This is a genomic window from Nocardiopsis listeri (assembly GCF_020741345.1).
Lineage (GTDB): Bacteria > Actinomycetota > Actinomycetes > Streptosporangiales > Streptosporangiaceae > Nocardiopsis > Nocardiopsis listeri_A.
This window is the reverse complement of sequence record NZ_DYZD01000399.1, coordinates 1-16773: the sequence shown is the minus strand read 5'-3', so window position 1 is coordinate 16773 and position 16773 is coordinate 1. Positions and strand designations below refer to the sequence as shown.

General features: G+C 68.6%; 13 protein-coding genes. 9 read left to right on the top strand and 4 right to left on the bottom strand.

Annotation, left to right across the window (positions count from 1 at the left end):
- Positions 1–110 precede the first annotated feature (110 nt).
- Both K8V84_RS21540 and K8V84_RS21535 read right to left on the bottom strand, forming a co-directional pair.
- The gene (locus K8V84_RS21540; protein WP_304077950.1) at positions 111–1082 is read right to left on the bottom strand and encodes a hypothetical protein; all 972 of its coding nucleotides are present in this window, start codon (positions 1080–1082) and stop codon (positions 111–113) included.
- A gap of 109 nt (positions 1083–1191) precedes the next feature.
- Positions 1192–2385 carry a DUF695 domain-containing protein gene (locus tag K8V84_RS21535; RefSeq protein WP_304077949.1) on the bottom strand — a complete coding sequence of 398 codons (1194 nt, stop codon included), beginning with the start codon at positions 2383–2385 and terminating at the stop codon, positions 1192–1194.
- Positions 2386–2474: 89 nt separating this feature from the next.
- Here K8V84_RS21535 and mnmA point away from each other — a divergent pair, with 89 nt between their 5' ends.
- The 6 genes from mnmA (at position 2475) to K8V84_RS21505 (ending at position 10629) form a co-directional block, all read left to right on the top strand.
- On the top strand, positions 2475–3566 hold the full coding sequence (gene mnmA, locus K8V84_RS21530; protein WP_304077947.1) for a tRNA 2-thiouridine(34) synthase MnmA: 1092 nt from the start codon (positions 2475–2477) through the stop codon (positions 3564–3566).
- A gap of 123 nt (positions 3567–3689) precedes the next feature.
- Complete coding sequence (locus K8V84_RS21525; protein WP_304077945.1) at positions 3690–4217, top strand: DedA family protein; 528 nt, start codon at positions 3690–3692, stop codon at positions 4215–4217.
- Positions 4218–4277: 60 nt separating this feature from the next.
- A complete protein-coding gene (locus K8V84_RS21520) occupies positions 4278–4928 on the top strand; it encodes an HAD-IA family hydrolase (RefSeq protein WP_304077943.1) in 651 nt (216 codons plus the stop codon).
- Between the two features lie 138 nt (positions 4929–5066).
- A complete protein-coding gene (locus K8V84_RS21515) occupies positions 5067–6101 on the top strand; it encodes a methionine synthase (RefSeq protein ID WP_304077941.1) in 1035 nt (344 codons plus the stop codon).
- 60 nt (positions 6102–6161) lie between these two features.
- Positions 6162–8384, top strand: coding sequence for an NAD-dependent DNA ligase LigA (gene ligA, locus K8V84_RS21510; RefSeq protein ID WP_304077938.1), 2223 nt, complete (start codon positions 6162–6164; stop codon positions 8382–8384).
- Between the two features lie 199 nt (positions 8385–8583).
- Positions 8584–10629, top strand: a complete 2046-nt coding sequence (locus tag K8V84_RS21505) for a bifunctional diguanylate cyclase/phosphodiesterase (RefSeq protein ID WP_304077936.1) — start codon at positions 8584–8586, stop codon at positions 10627–10629.
- Between the two features lie 248 nt (positions 10630–10877).
- Here the strand turns inward: K8V84_RS21505 and K8V84_RS21500 are convergent, their stop codons facing one another.
- A complete protein-coding gene (locus K8V84_RS21500; RefSeq protein WP_304077933.1) occupies positions 10878–11642 on the bottom strand; it encodes a transposase family protein in 765 nt (254 codons plus the stop codon).
- 547 nt (positions 11643–12189) lie between these two features.
- Between K8V84_RS21500 and K8V84_RS21495 the strand changes: the two genes are divergently transcribed.
- The 3 genes from K8V84_RS21495 (at position 12190) to gatA (ending at position 15114) form a co-directional block, all read left to right on the top strand.
- On the top strand, positions 12190–13236 hold the full coding sequence (locus K8V84_RS21495; RefSeq protein ID WP_304077932.1) for a PQQ-binding-like beta-propeller repeat protein: 1047 nt from the start codon (positions 12190–12192) through the stop codon (positions 13234–13236).
- Positions 13237–13317: 81 nt separating this feature from the next.
- Positions 13318–13617 carry an Asp-tRNA(Asn)/Glu-tRNA(Gln) amidotransferase subunit GatC gene (gatC, locus tag K8V84_RS21490; protein WP_304077929.1) on the top strand — a complete coding sequence of 100 codons (300 nt, stop codon included), beginning with the start codon at positions 13318–13320 and terminating at the stop codon, positions 13615–13617.
- The gene (gene gatA, locus K8V84_RS21485) at positions 13618–15114 is read left to right on the top strand and encodes an Asp-tRNA(Asn)/Glu-tRNA(Gln) amidotransferase subunit GatA (RefSeq protein ID WP_304077927.1); all 1497 of its coding nucleotides are present in this window, start codon (positions 13618–13620) and stop codon (positions 15112–15114) included.
- 72 nt (positions 15115–15186) lie between these two features.
- Here gatA and K8V84_RS21480 read toward each other — a convergent pair whose 3' ends face one another.
- Positions 15187–16341, bottom strand: a complete 1155-nt coding sequence (locus K8V84_RS21480) for a thioester domain-containing protein (RefSeq protein WP_304077924.1) — start codon at positions 16339–16341, stop codon at positions 15187–15189.
- Positions 16342–16773 lie beyond the last annotated feature (432 nt).

The following is a 16773-nucleotide window of genomic DNA, read 5'->3' as shown; positions in this document are numbered from 1 at the left end:
AGGAGGAGGCGGCCCGTTTCCAGGCCGACCTGGCCGCGCTGGGATCCCGCCCCCCCGAGCCGAAGGCCGACGAATGAACCGGGAACGCGGCACGGCCCTCCCCGCCACCCTCAACCGCTCACGATGGCTTCGGCGAGGTCGGTTCGTTCGTTCGGGTGTTCCAGGCGCAGCGACCCCGCAGCGGTGCGCAGGGCCGCCTCCCTCGTCGCGCCCGCCGGCCGGACCGAGGCGATCACGTCCTCCGACAGCCGGATCCGGATCTCGCTGGGGACGCCCCCGCGGGGGACCGTCGGCCCTCCCCGGTGCACCAGGACCGACCTCTCCTCCTCCACACACTCCACGCCGCTGAAGTCGCAGCCGGCGAGCAGACCCTGCTCGGCGTGCTCCTCGGACCAACTGATCACCTGCACATCGCCGGTCTCCTCGCCGGTCCGGGCGTAGCCGACGCGCAGCCCCTCGCGCACTTCGTGCACGTGGATCGGGGTCCACTCCGGGTGGTCGAGCACCGCGATCCGATCCGTGAAGCCCTCGACCTGGGCAAGGGAACGTTGATCGGAGTTCAGGTCGCGCATGTGTTCGGAGGCCAGGGGCAGCACGAGCAGCGCCGCCAGCACGACGGCCACGCCCGGAAGCACGCCCGGCTGCCAGGGCCCCCGGGCCCGGAACGCGAGCATGCACACTCCCATGGCCACGGTGGTGACCAACGCGGTCACCGCGGCGGAGTTCAGCGCGACGTCACCGGGCAGGGGCGAGAACGAGGGCGCCAGCAGGGCGAGGATCACGGGCACGGCCATGGCGGTGCCCACGACCAGGGCGGCCGTGGACGTGGTGTGGTTGACCCCCGCGCCCATCAGCCAGCGCGTGGCCAGCAGCCACATGAGGAGCATGCCGCCGACGGCGACCGGGGCCAGCAGTAGGGCCCACGTTCCGGCGCCGCTCAGGAACAGGGCATGGGAGATGTTCCAGACCCCGATCGGGAACAGCGACATCGTCGGGGCCGCCACCAGGCACAGGACGAGGATCGCACCGACCGCGGCGATCCGAGGTCGACCCGTGGGCGCACGTGGCAGTAAGCCGTCCATCGCATCCGTCCTCCCGGCGGGAGGGCCACGTTACGCCTGTTGGGGCTTGATCGCCAGATGTGGAACGGGGGGTTCGACCTTGACCCGTCGCACCCCGCCGCCCAGGACCTCAACGACCCAGTTTGCGCACGTAGGGTCGTCGGGCCAGATCGAACTGGGACCACTTGGGGTCGAGTTGAGTGCGCAGCTGGATCTTCCCCTCGGACCAGTCCATCAACGCGGTCTCGAACTCGGGCAGTACGCCGGATTCCGGGTCGAGGTAGTAGATGTACATCCGTTGCCCCGCCCCGGACTGTCGCATGAACAGGGCGCCGTCGTCGCCGAGGATCTGCTTGAGCCGTGCCTCCAGGTCGGCGAGGGCCGTGCTGGAGGAGTCCTTGGGCAGACGGTCGGAGTCGGCGTCGGTGTAGGGCACCAGCACCTGTACGAACAGCGACAGCGCCGGGTGTTCGCGACGGGTCACGGGGTGGCGGAGCAGGATCTCCACCGCGCCCTGTAGCGGCAGCCGCCCGTGTAGGGTCACCCACCCGTCGGTGCCGCCGAGCAGGTCGCCCATCTGCTTGGCGACGGACGGCATGGAGGTGGGCGGAAGCGGGTCCAGGGGCCGCTCGTCCAGGGGCTCGACCCGCCCCACCCAGCGCACCACCTGGTCCTCGCCCAGGGCGAGCAGGGTGACGTGGTCGGCGAGCCTTCTGCGGGTCTCGGTCGAAAGGAACATGTTGTCGGGGTGGTACACGCCCACGTCGATCCTGCCGTTGGCCTGGTCCACGCGCATGGACACGGACACGTGCGACAGGTCGAGTTCGTGGTCGTCCCAGTTCACCGTGGCGGTGAGCTGGTCGTGGTCGGCGGGACGGACCGGGCGGAACGTCCACTCGGTGTCGTCGGGGGCCGAACGGGACCAGCGCTCGGAGAGCACGCGCGCGTCCTCGGTGGCCCCGGGGCGGAGCGTCAGCGCGTAGGCGGGCGCGTCGGTGAGCCTGGAGGGGTCGTCGAGCGCGGCGAGTTGCTCCAGGAGCTTGGCGGGGTCGATGTCGGTCGACAGGTCCATGTCGTCGAGACCGCCGGTCTGTGGCTCCGGCGCCTTGCCGATCTCCCAGTCCATGTCCGGGTGGATCGCCCGGACCAGCTCGGAGACCTTCTCGGACGTCTCGGGGGCGACGGGTGTGCCGGAGTCCACGGACTCGGCCAACACCGGTCGCAGGGACGGCCAGGCGTCCCAGAAGGCGGCCACCGCGGCGGTGGCGGCCGAGGCGGAGGAATCGGTGGAGTCGTTGGATCGGCGACGACGGAACAGAGCCATGTGTTGATTTTCGCAGAACCCGGCGAGTACCTCCGACCGCACACGGCGGGTACCTCCGCCCGCTCCGGGCGCATACCCTGGAGGGCACTATGACTTTGCGTGTACTGGCGGCCATGTCCGGCGGGGTCGACTCCGCCGTCGCCGCGGCCCGAGTGGCCGAGGCGGGCTACGACGTCACCGGCGTCCACCTGGCCCTTTCCAAGAACCCACAGTCCTACCGCACCGGCGCACGAGGCTGCTGCACGGTGGAGGACTCCCACGACGCCCGCCGCGCCGCGGACGTCATCGGCATCCCCTTCTACGTGTGGGACATGTCGGAGGAGTTCGACCGCGAGGTGGTCCAGGACTTCGTCGCCGAGTACGAGTCGGGCAACACCCCCAACCCGTGCCTGCGCTGCAACGAGAAGATCAAGTTCGAGGCGGTGCTGGACCGCGCGATCGCGCTCGGTTTCGACGCGGTGGCGACCGGCCACCACGTCCGCAAGCTCGACGGTCGACTGGTGCGCAGCGTGGACGAGGCCAAGGACCAGTCGTACGTGCTGGGAGTGCTCAACGCCGAGCAGTTGGAGCACGCGATGTTCCCGTTGGGCGACTGCACCAAGGAGGAGGTGCGCGCGGAGGCGGAGCGGCGAGGACTGTCGGTGGCCGACAAGCCCGACAGTCACGACATCTGCTTCATCGCCGACGGCGACACCGCCGGGTTCCTCAACAAGCGCCTGGGGGAGAAGCCGGGGCCGATCCAGGACGAGGACGGCAACGTGGTCGGCACCCACCAGGGTTCGCACGGCTTCACCATCGGCCAGCGCAAGGGCCTGGGGCTGGGCGGGGCGCCCAACCCGCGTTACGTGCTCTCCATCGAGCCGGTGAACAACACGGTGACGGTGGGCCCGCGCGAGTCGCTGCGGGTGGACGGGATCGTGGGCCGCAAGCCGATCTGGAGCGGGAGCGGGCCGCTGACCGAGCCGACCGAGTGCCACGTGCAGTTGCGTGCGCACGGCGAGGTCTACCCGGCGACGGTGTGGCAGCGCGACGCCGAAGAGGGCCCTGAGCTGGTGGTTCGGCTGGCCGAGCCGGCCAAGGGGGTGGCCTCGGGCCAGGCCGTGGTGGTCTACGAAGGCGACGCGGTGCTGGGGTCGGCGACCATCGCCGCCACCTCACGCCTGGAGGACTCCATCGCCTGAGCGGGGCGCTCACTGATCGGGTGATGTGGGACGAACAACGCAGTTTTTTCGACCTTGGCCACTTGCCGAACTTAGGTAAGGCAATGCAAAGTTGGTGGTGCCAAGGTCAGAAGGGGTCGTTCCATGCCGCAGTTCGCGTTCCTTGAGGGGCAACCCTTCTGGGTGGTCTACGTCACCCTGCTCGTGGTGATCATGCTGCGCGCCCCCGCCACCCACCTGCTGGGTCGGGGCGTGGGCGCCGGGGTCAACCGAGGCCGGATCGGCGAACGCCTGGGCCCCAAACTGGACGCCGCCAAGACGCGCATCGACCGCTACGGCGCGCCCGTGGTCACGCTCAGCTTCTTCACCGTGGGCATGCAGACCGCCATCCACTTCGCCTCGGGCGCCGTGCGCATGCGCTTTCCCGTCTACATCACCGCCACGTTCGTCGGTGGACTGATCTGGGCCGGACTGTGGGGCACCGTGATCTCCGGGCTGGTCGGCAGCTGGCTGCTGTTGTTCCTCAACTCGCCATGGACCGCGGTGGGCGTGGTCATCGCGGCGGTCGTGACCGTCACCGTGCTGGTGATGCGCAACCGTCGCAATCGGAACAAGGGCGATCGGTCCGCTGGGGCCACCGACGACGAGAGGGCGCCCGCCGAGGCGGCCTGAGCGCGACCGGCTTCGAGGCTTCCTCTCCACCCCGCGCGCCGGAACCCCTACGGTGGTGCCATGCGCATCTCGACGGACGCGATCCTGTTCGACATCGACGGCACGCTCGTGGACTCCACCCCGGTGGTGGAGCACACCTGGCGCGTGTGGGCCGAGGCCCACGGGGTGGACCCCGAAGCCGTCCTGCGGGTCTCCCACGGGCGACGCTCGGAGGACACGATCGCCATGTTCCTGCCCGCCGAGCGGATCGAGGCGGCCGCCGACGAGCTGGAGGAACTCGAACTCGACGGCGTGGACGCGGTGAAGGCCCTGCCCGCCACGGGCGAACTTCTCAAGGCCATGCCGGCCGACCGCTGGGCCGCCGTCACCTCCGGTGGACGTCGGCTGATGTGCGAGCGACTGGCCGCCGCCGGGCTTCCCCTCCCCGAGATCCTGGTCGCGGCGGAGGACGTCGGCGTCGGCAAACCGGACCCCCAGGGCTACCTGAAGGCCGCCGCCGCGCTCGGATACGACGCCGAACGCTGCCTGGTCATCGAGGACGCGCCCGCCGGAATCCGCGCAGGTGTGGCCTCCGGCGCCACCGTGCTGGCCGTGGCCACCTCCCACGAAGCCACCGCTCTGGAGGGCCTGGGCGCCGTCGCCGTCATCGACGACCTCACCGCCTGCGCGCTGGAGATCACCCCCGACGGCCCCGTGCTCACCCTGGGCTGAGGCCGTTCGTTCCGCGCCTCCGCTTCGCCTCGGCCCACCCGTCGCCCGACGGATTTCCGGAGAACAGGGCCCGACGCCGCCCGAACCGTGACCCCCCGTGGTCCAAGAATCAGAGCCGGCGGGCGTATTGCTCTAACCTTGGGCAACGTGAGTCAACAGCAGCCCTATCCCTGGCCCGTCGCGTCCGCCACCGGTGTCGGATCCTGGCCCGGAGAGGACCCGGACGAGGCCATGCGCACCGTCCTCGGCGAACTCCCGGACCTGCCGCACCTGCCCGAACTCCCCGAGCGGGGCGCCGGCGCCGACATGGTCGGTCGCACCGCCGGGCTCCTCGTGGACCTGCCCGTGGAGGTGCGACCCACCGGCTGGCGGGTGGCCGACACCCCGGGCCGGGACCTGGTCCGCGCCGGCGGCTTCCTGTCCTACGACCTGGACGCCCTCACCGACCACGCCCACACCTACGAGGGTCCGCTGAAGATCCAGGTGGCGGGACCGTGGACGATGGCGGCGTCGATGGAACTGCGCAACGGACAGCGGATGGTCTCCGACCTCGGCGCCTGCCGTGACCTGGCACAATCGCACCTGGAGGGCGTACTAGCCCACCTCGCCGACGTGCGCACCCGCGCTCCCGGCGCCCGGCTGATCGTGCAGGTCGACGAGCCCTCGCTGCCCGCGGTACTGGTGGGTTCGCTGCCCACCGCCAGCGGCTACGGGCTCCTGCCCGCCGTGGACCGGGTTCGGGTGGAGGCGGCGCTGCACGACCTGTTCTCCGCGCTCACCGAGGCCGACGCGGTACCGGCCGCGCACTGCTGCGCCCCGTCGGTCCCCGTCGACCTGTTGCGGCGCAGCGGTGCCCGCGCGATCGGCCTGGACGCGCACCTGATCGACCGCGCCCACGACGAGATGCTCGGCACCGCGGCGGAGGACGGAGTGGGTTTCATGTTCGGTGTCGTGCCCTCGGTGGAGGGCCCCGAAATGTCCGACCCCGCGCGTAACGTCGACCCCGTACGCGAGCTCTGGAACCGGCTGGGGCTGGGCCCCGACCTGCTCTCCCACGCGGTGGTCACCACACCCGCCTGTGGGTTGGCGGGCGCCTCTCCCCGGCACGCCAGAGCGGCCCTCAAAGCCGTCAGAGACGGGGCCCGGGTCCTTCGGGACGAGCCCCGCGGATAAGAGCCCTCCCCCGAACCCGCCCCCGGACACACCCCCACGAGAACAACCAGAAAGGCTGCAGTGAGCGCGCCCGACAACACCACTGTTCCTGACGAGGTACGCGCCCGGCACGCCGAGTTGTGTCGTGAGTTGGACGACCACGGCTACCGGTACTACATGGGTGCCCCCATCATCTCCGACGCCGAGTACGACACGCTCATGCTCGAGCTGCGCGACATCGAGGACCGGTACCCGATCCTCATCACCCAGGACTCGCCCACCCAGAAGGTGGGGGCGCCCATCAGCGTCGACTTCGCCGAGGTCGAGCACCTGGTGCGGATGGAGAGCCTGGGCAACGCCTTCGACTTCGACGAGCTCAACGCCTGGGCCGACCGCGCCTCGGCGGAGGTCCCGGTCGACGCCTACCTGTGCGAGCTGAAGATCGACGGGCTGGCCGTGGACCTGGTCTACGAACAGGGCCGGCTGGTGCGGGCCGCCACCCGGGGCGACGGTCGGGTGGGCGAGGACATCACCCTGAACGTGCGCACCATCGGGGTGGTCCCCGAGCGGCTCGACGAGAGCGTGCGGGCCGCCCCCGAACTGCTGGAGGTGCGCGGCGAGGTCTTCCTGCCGGTGGAGGACTTCCACGAGCTCAACAAGCGCATCGCCGACGAGGGATCGCACGCGCCGTTCGCCAACCCGCGCAACGCCGCCGCCGGCTCGCTCCGGCAGAAGGACCCGCGGGTGACCGCGACCCGACCGCTGTCGATGATCGTGCACGGTGTGGGCGCCTACACGCCGGCGGGCGACGGCGGCGAGGACGTGGCCTTCACCAGCCAGTCGCAGGCCTACCGTCTGCTGGGCGAGTGGGGGCTGCCGCTGAGCGACCGCTACAAGGTGCTGACCACCATGGACGAGGTCCGCGAGTACGTGGGCCACTACCAGGAACACCGGCACGACCCCGCCTACGAGATCGACGGCATCGTCATCAAGGTGGACGACTTCGCGCTGCAGCGCCGGCTCGGTTCCACCAGTCGGGCGCCGCGCTGGGCCATCGCCTACAAGTACCCGCCGGAGGAGGTCACCACCAAGCTGGTCGACATCAAGGTGGGCGTGGGTCGCACCGGCCGGGTCACCCCGTACGGGGTCATGGAGCCGGTACTGGTCGCGGGTTCGGAGGTGGAGTTCGCGACCCTGCACAACGCCCAGGAGGTGGCCCGCAAGGCCGTCCTGATCGGTGACACCGTGGTGTTGCGCAAGGCCGGCGACGTCATCCCGGAGATCGTCGGCCCGGTGACCGAGCGGCGTGAGGGCACCGAACGCGAGTTCGTCATGCCGAAGGACTGCCCCGAGTGCGGCACGGAGCTGGGACAGCAGAAGGAGGGCGACGTCGACCTGCGCTGCCCCAACGCCCGTTCCTGCCCGGGACAGCTTCGCGAACGCATCGCCTTCATCGCCGGCCGCAAGGCCCTGGACATCGAGGCGCTCGGGTACGTGGCCGCCACCGCGCTCACGCAGCCGTTGGAGCCGGCCGACCCACCGCTCAAGGACGAGGGCGACCTGTTCGACCTCACCGTCGACCGACTGCTGCCGATCCGCACCTACGTGCTGGACCCGGACACCACCGAACCCAAGACCGACCCCAAGACCGGGGACCCCAAGGTCGTCTCCTTCTTCGCCAACCTCAAGGGTGAGCCGAAGAAGACCGTGGAGAAGCTCTTCGATCAGCTGGAGGAGGCCAAGAAGAAGCCGCTGTGGCGGATTCTGGTCTCCCTGTCCATCCGGCACGTGGGTCCGCGCGCGGCCGAGGACCTGGCCAGGCACTTCCGGTCGATGGACGCCATCCGGCAGGCCTCCGAGGAGGAACTGGCCGCGGTGGACGGCATCGGCCCGACGATCGCCAGGTCGGTGCACGAGTGGTTCGAGGTGGATTGGCACGCCGAGATCGTCCGGAAGTGGGCGGCGGCGGGCGTGCGCATGGAGGACGAGGGACAGGCCCCGGGTTCGCGGCTGTTGGAGGGGGTGACGGTGGTGGTCACCGGCTCCCTGGAGGGCTTCAGCCGCGATGGCGCCAAGGAGTCCATCGCCGAGGAGGGCGGCCGGGCCACGAGTTCGGTCTCCAAGAAGACCTCGTTCGTGGTGGTGGGCGAGGCCCCCGGTTCCAAGTACGACAAGGCCGTGAAGTTGGGTGTTCCGGTCCTGGACGAGGCGGGGTTCCGGACCTTGTTGGAACAGGGCGCGGAAGCCGCCGAGAGCGTGCGGATCAACCCTCCGGAGGAGCCCGAGGAGGAATCGGGGGAGTGAACCTCCTGGTCAGAGCATGATGAGAAACGGGCGGGGCCACCCCGCCCGTTTCCTTCTGTTGGGAGTGATCGACAAATTGGTTAACGCATAGTCTCCGCCATGCGACAGTTGGTGACGAAACCGCGTAAGCTGGGCGCCAACTCACCGGATACGGACCCGCCCGTATCTCGGATAACGGTCATGAGGTTCGAGGACACGGATGAAGGACCCCATCGCTACCCGGGACGTCGGACCCCGCGCCGGTACCCCGCTGTGGCTCTACATGGCGGGCACCACCGCCGCCGGGGCCCTGCTCTTGGGCATCTCCAGTCTCGAACTCGGCGTGGAGCAGCTCATCCTGCTCAGCCGGGAGCCCCTGGTCTGGGTCATGTTGTGCATGGTGGTGCTGGGCGAGCTCAGACCCATCGCCATGCCGGGACAGTCCCCGGGCTCCGGCGCGCCCACCTCGCTGCCCTTCACCTTCGCGCTCGTCATCTTCTACGGGTTGCCCATCGCCGCGATCGTCCAGTGCTCCGCCACGATCGTCGCGGGTGTGGCCCGCACCCACGCACCGCACCGCACCGCCTTCAACGCCGCCCAGTACGTGCTGTCCCTGGGCGTGGCCGACGCCGTCCTACGCCTGCTCATGCCCGGGCTCGTCACCACCCCTTGGATACCGGTGGGCGGGGAGATCGTCGTCATCGCGTTGGCCGGCGCGGCCTCCTTCGTGGTCAACCGCATCCTGGTGCTGTGCGCCGTGGCCATGCACGAACGCGTGCCTCTGCGCCAGGTCATGTTCAAGGGACTGCGCCAGCAGATCTACGTCAACGGGGTGCTGCTCAGCCTGTCCCCGCTGATCGTCATCGCCATGACCCACTCGGTGCTGTACGTGCCGCTGTTCGCGTTCCCGCTCGGCGCTCTCTACACAAGTGCCCTGTTGCTGGTCAAACGCGATCACCAGGCCAACCACGACGAACTCACCGGGCTGGCCAACCGCAAGCTCCTCACCGTCCGGTCGCGACGCGAGATCGTCCGCGCGCACCAGGAGGGCACCCGGGTGGGTCTGCTCATCCTGGACCTGGACCGGTTCAAGGAGGTCAACGACACCCTCGGACACCCCACCGGGGACCGGCTGCTGCAGACCCTGGCACAACGACTCACCCACAGCGTGCGCCCCAACGACCTGGTGGCCCGACTGGGCGGCGACGAGTTCGCGATCCTGCTGCCCAAGGTCCGTGACACCGAGTCGGCCCGCGAGGTGGCCCTGCGACTGCGCGGTGCCCTCGCCGAACCGGTGCGCCTGGACGGCCTGGACTTCGACCTGCAGGTCAGCACCGGCATCGCCCTCTACCCGGACGACGCGCCCGACTTCGAGTCGCTCATGCAGCGCGCCGACATCGCCATGTACGTCGCCAAGACCGACCGCACCGGTGTGGAGTCCTACGACCCGGGCAAGGACCGCAATTCCACCGCCCGCCTGAGCATGTACAGCGAGCTGCGGCGCGGGCTGGTCGACGGCGCCCTGGAGATGCGTTACCAGCCCAAGATCGGGTTGGCCGACGGTCGCGCCGTCGGACTGGAGGCCCTGGCGCGGTGGCGGCACCCCTCCCGCGGGCTGCTCGACCCCGACGAGTTCCTGCCGATCGTCGAACACTCCAACCTTTTCAGGACCTTCTCCGCTCAGGTCCTGGACATCACTCTGGCCCGCGTGGCCACCTGGCACGCCGAGGGCCTCACCCTGCCGGTTTCGGTCAACATGGGCGTGCGCGAACTCCTCGACCCCGATCTGCCGGACACCGTCGCCGCGGCCCTGCGCGAATACGGGATGCCCGCCGAGAGCCTGGTCCTGGAGGTCGGCGAACAGGCGCTCATCGCCGACCCCGAATCCGCCACCGAGGCCGTCGAACGGCTCCGAGCCCTCGGTGTGGGGCTGACCCTGGACGACTTCGGTACCGGGCACTTCACCCTCGCCCAGCTCACGGGCCTGCCGTTGGACGAGGTGAAGATCCACGAGTCGTTCACCACGCACCTGGCCGAGGAGTCCTCCCGGGGGCACACCGTGGTGCGTGCCGCCATCACCCTGGTCCGGGCCCTGGGCATGCGGGCCACCGCCGAGGGCGTGAGCAGCGCGGAGTTGGCCGAGGCCGCTCGGGACGCCGGTTGCCACTCCGCCCAGGGCCACTACTTCGCCGAACCCATGCACCCCCGCGACGTGCTGCCCTGGTGGACCGCCCACACCACCCGAAGCCCCGCCGGACCCCGGTGACGGCCTGACCGGTTGTGGCCACGGGAACCGATGACGAGTGGAACCCCAGCTCATGTGGGACCTGCGTTCCAGAATCGCGGGGATGAGGGCGGGCAGCATGATCACAAAGGGTGCGCGGGTGATAACTTGAACCGCGTCCCCTTTTGTCGGTCATGACAGAGGATGTTTCCCCATGCCCTTGCATGAAGTGGGCGTCAACGTTCAAGACGCCTATGGAGCGGGTGCCTCGGCTGAAGAGTGAGCCTTTTTCATACTGCTTCTCGGAGCTGAAGGACCAGAACAGCGCGGGTGACCTCTCCCGCTCGCTGCGGACAGCAGCGTAGGCGACGCAAGATGTCCGAGTTCTTGAGTTGGGCGATCGCGCGTTCACCGGGTGAGCGGAACTTGGCGTGCTCTGAGTTGGCGACCTTCTTCCACTGCGGCTTGCCCCGGCCCTTGAACGGGCAGAACACCACCTCCGAGAGCCCCACGTACCCCTTATCGCCCAGACCGATCAGCCCTGAGGCCTTGATGCGCTCGGCGATCTTCCACACCCGGGCGGCCCGGGTATCGTGCACCGAGCCGAGCAGCGACCACGAGGCCCACAGGGGTGCTCCGTCCGGGGCCGCGACGACCTGGATATTCATGCCGTGCTGCTTGTGCTTACCGGAATAGAACGGGCGATCGGCGGCCACGCGGTCGCAGGCGATGAGAGTGCCGTCCACGATCACGTACGCCCAGCCCTCCCGGCGGGCGCGGCGCAGTCCCTGTTCGAGGGTGGGAGCCTGGGCGGCGAGCAGGGCCGTGGTCTCGCGTACGTACCGCCAAGCGGGCGTGATGCCCACCTCGAAACCGGTAGCGGCCTGGGCGAACGTCTCACCTTTGCGCAGGTGGACCAAGACGAGCAGGGCCTGTTGGGAGGGGGTCAGGCGCCGCCAGCGGGAGCCGGTCCTGTTGCGGTGGGCGCGGATGGTGCGGGCGGCCAGGTTCAGGGTGCGGCGTGACAACGGCAGGGCAGCGCGATAGAAAAGCATCAGAGCCTCTGGTGTGGCAGGTTTTCTTGGTCGTTAACCCATCTACCAGGGGCTCCTTGCTGCGCGGGAGAGGCGCTTGGATACCGGTACGCGCCTGTGACCTGTGGCTTCAGGATGAAAAAGGCTCACTGATGCCCTCCTCGGTAATCACTACAAGGATATAAAAAGGAATGATTGGTCGCATGGTAAAGGTGACATTGAGGGCGCTGTGGCCAGTTTTTTCGATGCATTTGAGATAACTGCGAAAAAATGGGAAGATCTGCTTGTTGAAGATGGTGAATTGCCCGGGGGGAAGGATGAAAATGGGGGGGTGGAGTGAGTGGTGGGTGAACTATTTGCCAAATCTAGATTCTTCGGTTTTCCGTGTGTTGTTTCAGGTCTTATTTTTGCGGTGGTGACTTCCGGGTGTTCGGTTTCTGGGATTTCTCATCACACACATGAAGCCGGTGAGTCTCAGGGGTACCGGCAGTCGGTCGGTGAGATTTTCTGGGAGTGGAGGCCTCCCCGAGATGCCGGTTACGAAGCGATCCGCGAATTCGGAGAGGGGGTGCTCGTTCTGCTGTCGGACGGAGTGGTGGCTCTGTCCGGAGAGACCGGGGAAGAACTCTGGTCCTACCGGGATCGGGGACAGGAATTCTCTGCCGAGGTGACTGGCAACGACGAATACGTTGCCCTGTACAACTGGGAAGAGAAGGAAGCTGTCGTCCTGGAAAAATCCACCGGTCAAGTGATTCACACTCACGACATCGACTTGGGCGAGATCGACTACACCCATGTCTTCGGCTCGGATTCCATGGTGCCTGCCTTGCGAGGCGTCACCAGGAATTCCTGGGTCGTGCGTTGGGAGGACTCGGTCAGCTCCTACGACCTCTCCACCGGGGAATCACTGTGGTCCGTATCGAATGTGCCGAACTGTTCCGATGTGGGTCAAGTCGACGACTTGATAGTGCAGAAGGATGTGGTGGTGGCGGCCACCACCTGCTTCGAACATCCTGAGGACAAGGACACCGTGGCCTTGACGCCGGGGCATGAGTTCACCTCCGAGTTGGTCGGCCTCTCCCCGGACACGGGTGAGGAAATCTGGCGGGTCGAACACTCCGTCGGAGAGATGCCCCACGAATCCTTGGAGCGCACCATCAGCTCACGTCCAGGTGGACTCGTCCACATCGATTTCAATTATCGGTCTTTGGGAAATTCCCTCTTGGATATCGAGTCGAGGGAAGCAACTCATCTGGACACGCTCAGTCTCATCTGGACTTCCTCGGACGGGTCTCAGGTTGGTCTGTGGGACACCGAGACCGGGGAGTACCTGATCCAGGACCGTTCCGGCGCGAACGAGCGCACTCTGGAACCGGAGACCAAGGCCGAGGGGGTCAGGGTCGGACTGGAGGGCGGGATGCTCCACCTGAACGAATGGACGGAGGACGCCTCCGCTGCGGAGGGGTTCGCGCGTTTCGAGGGGTTCGACGGGTCGACGACCTTCACGTGGGACAAGAACGAGGGTCTGAGCGTGCACGAGGCTTTGAGCGTTCCCGGGGCGGTGGCCGTCTCCTACACGGCCGACGGTGATCCGGGTGTCATGGGGCTCAGGTGAGGGGGAACGGGACCGTGACACGGGCGGGGGCCAATAGGATTGTGCTGATCACCCGTCCGCCGAAGAAACGGTTCTCAACTGATGACCGCCATCACCCGCGATGAGGTCGCGCACCTCGCCCGGTTGTCACGGCTGGCGCTCGACGAGGGCGAGCTCGAAACGCTCGCCGCCCAGCTCGGTGACATCCTCACCGCCGTGGCCAAGGTGCAGGAGGTCGCCCAGGGCGACGTCCCGCCGAGCTCGCACGCCCTGCCGCTGACCAACGTCTACCGCCCCGACGAGGCCAAGAGCGGCCTCACCCCCGAGCAGGCCCTGGCCGGTGCCCCCGCGGTCGAGGACCAGCGCTTCCGGGTTCCGCGGATTCTTGGGGAGGAAGAGTAGATGAGCGACGTCATCGGGCTCAGCGCCGCCGAACTCGGCGCGGCCATCAAGGCGGGCGAGGTCTCCTCGGAGGAGGCCACCACCGCCTACCTCGACCGCATCGAAGCGGTCGACGGTGAGATCGGCGCGTTCTTGCACGTGGGCCGTGAACGCGCCCTGGAGCAGGCCCGCGCCGTGGACACCGAGCGTGCCTCCGGCGCCGAACAGGGACCCCTCGCGGGTGTGCCGATCGCGCACAAGGACGTGTTCACCACCCGGGACATGCCCACCACCGCGGCCTCCAAGATCCTCGAAGGTTGGCAGCCGCCCTACGACGCCACGGTCACCGCGCGCCTGCGCGAGGCCGGGATGGTCATCCTGGGCAAGACCAACATGGACGAGTTCGCCATGGGCTCCTCCACGGAGAACTCCGCCTACCAGGTCACCCGCAACCCGTGGGACACCACGCGGATCCCCGGTGGGTCCTCCGGTGGTTCCTCGGCGGCCGTGGCCGCGTTCGAGGCGCCCCTGGCCACCGGTACCGACACCGGTGGTTCCATCCGCCAGCCCGCCGCCGTATGCGGTCTGGTCGGTGGCAAGCCCACCTACGGTGGCTCCTCCCGCTACGGGATGATCGCCTTCGCCTCCTCCCTGGACACCCCGGGCCCGTTCGCGCGCAACGTGCTGGACGCCGCCCTGCTCCACGAGGCGTTCTCCGGGCACGACCCGCGCGACTCCACCTCCATCGAGGCCGCGGTGCCGCGGGTGGTCGAGGCCGCCCGTAACGGCGACGTCGAGGGTCTGACCGTCGGCGTGGTCAAGGAACTGGACAACGACGGCTTCCAGCCGGGTGTGCGTCAGCGCTTCCGCGAGACCGTGGAGCTGCTGGAGTCCCTGGGCGCCAAGGTCGTCGAGGTGTCCTGCCCCAGCTTCGACGCCGCACTGAGCGCCTACTACCTCATCGCGCCCAGCGAGGCCTCCTCCAACCTGGCCCGCTTCGACGCCATGCGTTATGGCCTGCGGGTGGGCGACGACGGCACGCGCAGCGCCGAGGAGGTCATGTCGCTGACCCGAGCCCAGGGCTTCGGCCCCGAGGTCAAGCGCCGGATCATGCTCGGCACCTACGCGCTGTCCAGTGGCTACTACGACGCCTACTACGGCAGTGCCCAGCAGGTTCGCACGCTCATCAAGCGCGACTTCGACGCCGCGTTCGAGACGGTGGACGTGTTGGTCTCGCCGACCACGCCCAGCACGGCGTTCCCGATCGGTGAGCGTTCCGACGACCCGATGGCCATGTACCTGGCCGACCTGTGCACGATCCCGTCCAACCTGGCCGGGAACGCGTCGTTGTCGGTTCCGTGCGGCCTGGCCCCCGAGGACGGCCTGCCGGTCGGCTTCCAGGTCATGGCGCCGCCGCTGGCCGACGACCGTACCTACCGGGTCGCGGCCGCCGTCGAGCGCGCCCTGACCGATCGGGACGGTTCCCTGATCGCCCGTAGTCCCTACGCGGTCGCCTAGCGGCCGGTTCGGCATCACGAAGGCCCCGCACCCGTGAACGGTGCGGGGCCTTCGTGCCGTTCGGAGGGCGGACTACTCGCCGGCCCGTGCCCTGCGACGGCGGGCCAGGTACACCACGCCCGTGCCGGCGGCGATCGCGACCAGGGCCGCGGCGACCAGGGAGATCACGGCGTTGCCGGTGAAGGCCAGACCACCGGAGGCGGGCGCGGCGGCCTGGTCGGCCACCGGCGACGGACTGGATTCGGTGGTGGGCTCCACCTCGGGCGGGGTGCCGCCGGCCGCGTCCCAAGCGACGGTGGCGGTGTCACCGATGACGATCTCGCTGTCCTCGGCGGAGATGAGCGTCTGGGTGGGCTCTTCGGGGTCCTCGCCCTTGAACAGGCGTCCGGTCTCCACCGCCGCGGTCGTCTCCAGAACCAGTGTTGCCTCGCCCGCCTCGGTGTCCGCGGGCACCGAGAAGGCCACCACGTCGCCGTCGGACACCTTCTCGACCGGGTCGCCGCTGTCGGCGTCCACCACCTCGACCCCGTCGGGTCCCTCCACGCCGATCGGGATGCTCTCCCCGCTGGTCTCCACGGTGAACTCGCCGATGGTGTCCCCGGCCAGCCCGGAGTCCGCGTCGGGACCCACCGTGAGCGGCGAGGCCGGCTCGTTCGGCAGCTCCTGGGCGTTGTCGATCAGGTACCGGTACAGGTGGGTGACGTTGCCCGCGTTGACGTTGGAGTCCAGTTCGGGGCCCTGCTCGACCCGGTCCAGGTCCACGCCGTTGCTGAAGTGCCAGATGGCCGCCTGGGTGGCGGTGAGCGCCTCGGACTCGGTGAGCCGGGCCATCTGCGCCTCTCCCTGGAGGTCCTCGACCTCCACCACCGGATAGGAGTTCTTCAGGATCCAGTGCACCTTGCCGGGCTCGGCGAAGTCGCCCCGGCCCGGGTAGTTCTCCCACTGGTCCTCGCGGTACCAGGCGTCCTCGACCAGTCCGGTGCGCACGTCGATGCAGTAGGTGGTGAGCTGCTGGTCGCTCTCCTCCAGATGGACGTTGAAGGTCGCGGTGGTGGTGTAGGGCTCGCCCTCCATGGTGACGGCGTGCCCGTGTTCGGCGACGCCCGTGTACCGTCCCTCGACCGAACCGCGATAGGGGGCGGGTTCGGCGGAGGCGGAGCCGGTCACGGAGAGGGGGACGAGGGTCAGGGCGAGAGCGAGGAGAACGGAGGATGCTCGGCGGAACACGTGCGTCACTTCTCTTCCTGGGAGGCGGCGGGGAGAGGCTTTCACACTGAGTCACACGGAACAACGGATCTATTACGAACTGGCCGGTATCAGCCATTCGGACGACCCCGGGTGAACCAAAGGGGCCCGCCCCCGTGACGTGCACGGGAACGGGCCCTATCGTTCAGCGCCGCCGCTTCGCTTTGGCGTGTTCGGGCGCCCCGAAAAGTCAGGAACCTTCGGCACCCCTGGTGTGATAGCGAAAAAACGTGCTATCCCACCGCCGGCACCTCCAGAACCCTGACGGCGCCCGAACGGACACTTCTCGCGACCTGGGAAGCGGGCTTAGGCGTCGGTGACGTCGGCGGCACCGGCCTTGCGCTTGCGGCTCAGGTAGATGGCGCCACCACCGGCACCGAGGGCGGCGATGCCCGCGGCGACCAGGCCGGCCAG

What these genes read in the sequence shown, in the direction of transcription:
- K8V84_RS21505 (WP_304077936.1), top strand. Translation starts at nt 8,584, where the DNA reads ATGAAGGACCCCATCGCTACCCGGGACGTCGGACCCCGCGCCGGTACC.
- mnmA (WP_304077947.1), top strand. Translation starts at nt 2,475, where the DNA reads ATGACTTTGCGTGTACTGGCGGCCATGTCCGGCGGGGTCGACTCCGCC.
- K8V84_RS21525 (WP_304077945.1), top strand. Translation starts at nt 3,690, where the DNA reads ATGCCGCAGTTCGCGTTCCTTGAGGGGCAACCCTTCTGGGTGGTCTAC.
- gatC (WP_304077929.1), top strand. Translation starts at nt 13,318, where the DNA reads ATGACCGCCATCACCCGCGATGAGGTCGCGCACCTCGCCCGGTTGTCA.
- gatA (WP_304077927.1), top strand. Translation starts at nt 13,618, where the DNA reads ATGAGCGACGTCATCGGGCTCAGCGCCGCCGAACTCGGCGCGGCCATC.
- K8V84_RS21540 (WP_304077950.1), bottom strand. Translation starts at nt 1,082, where the DNA reads ATGGACGGCTTACTGCCACGTGCGCCCACGGGTCGACCTCGGATCGCC.
- K8V84_RS21500 (WP_304077933.1), bottom strand. Translation starts at nt 11,642, where the DNA reads ATGCTTTTCTATCGCGCTGCCCTGCCGTTGTCACGCCGCACCCTGAAC.
- K8V84_RS21520 (WP_304077943.1), top strand. Translation starts at nt 4,278, where the DNA reads ATGCGCATCTCGACGGACGCGATCCTGTTCGACATCGACGGCACGCTC.
- K8V84_RS21535 (WP_304077949.1), bottom strand. Translation starts at nt 2,385, where the DNA reads ATGGCTCTGTTCCGTCGTCGCCGATCCAACGACTCCACCGATTCCTCC.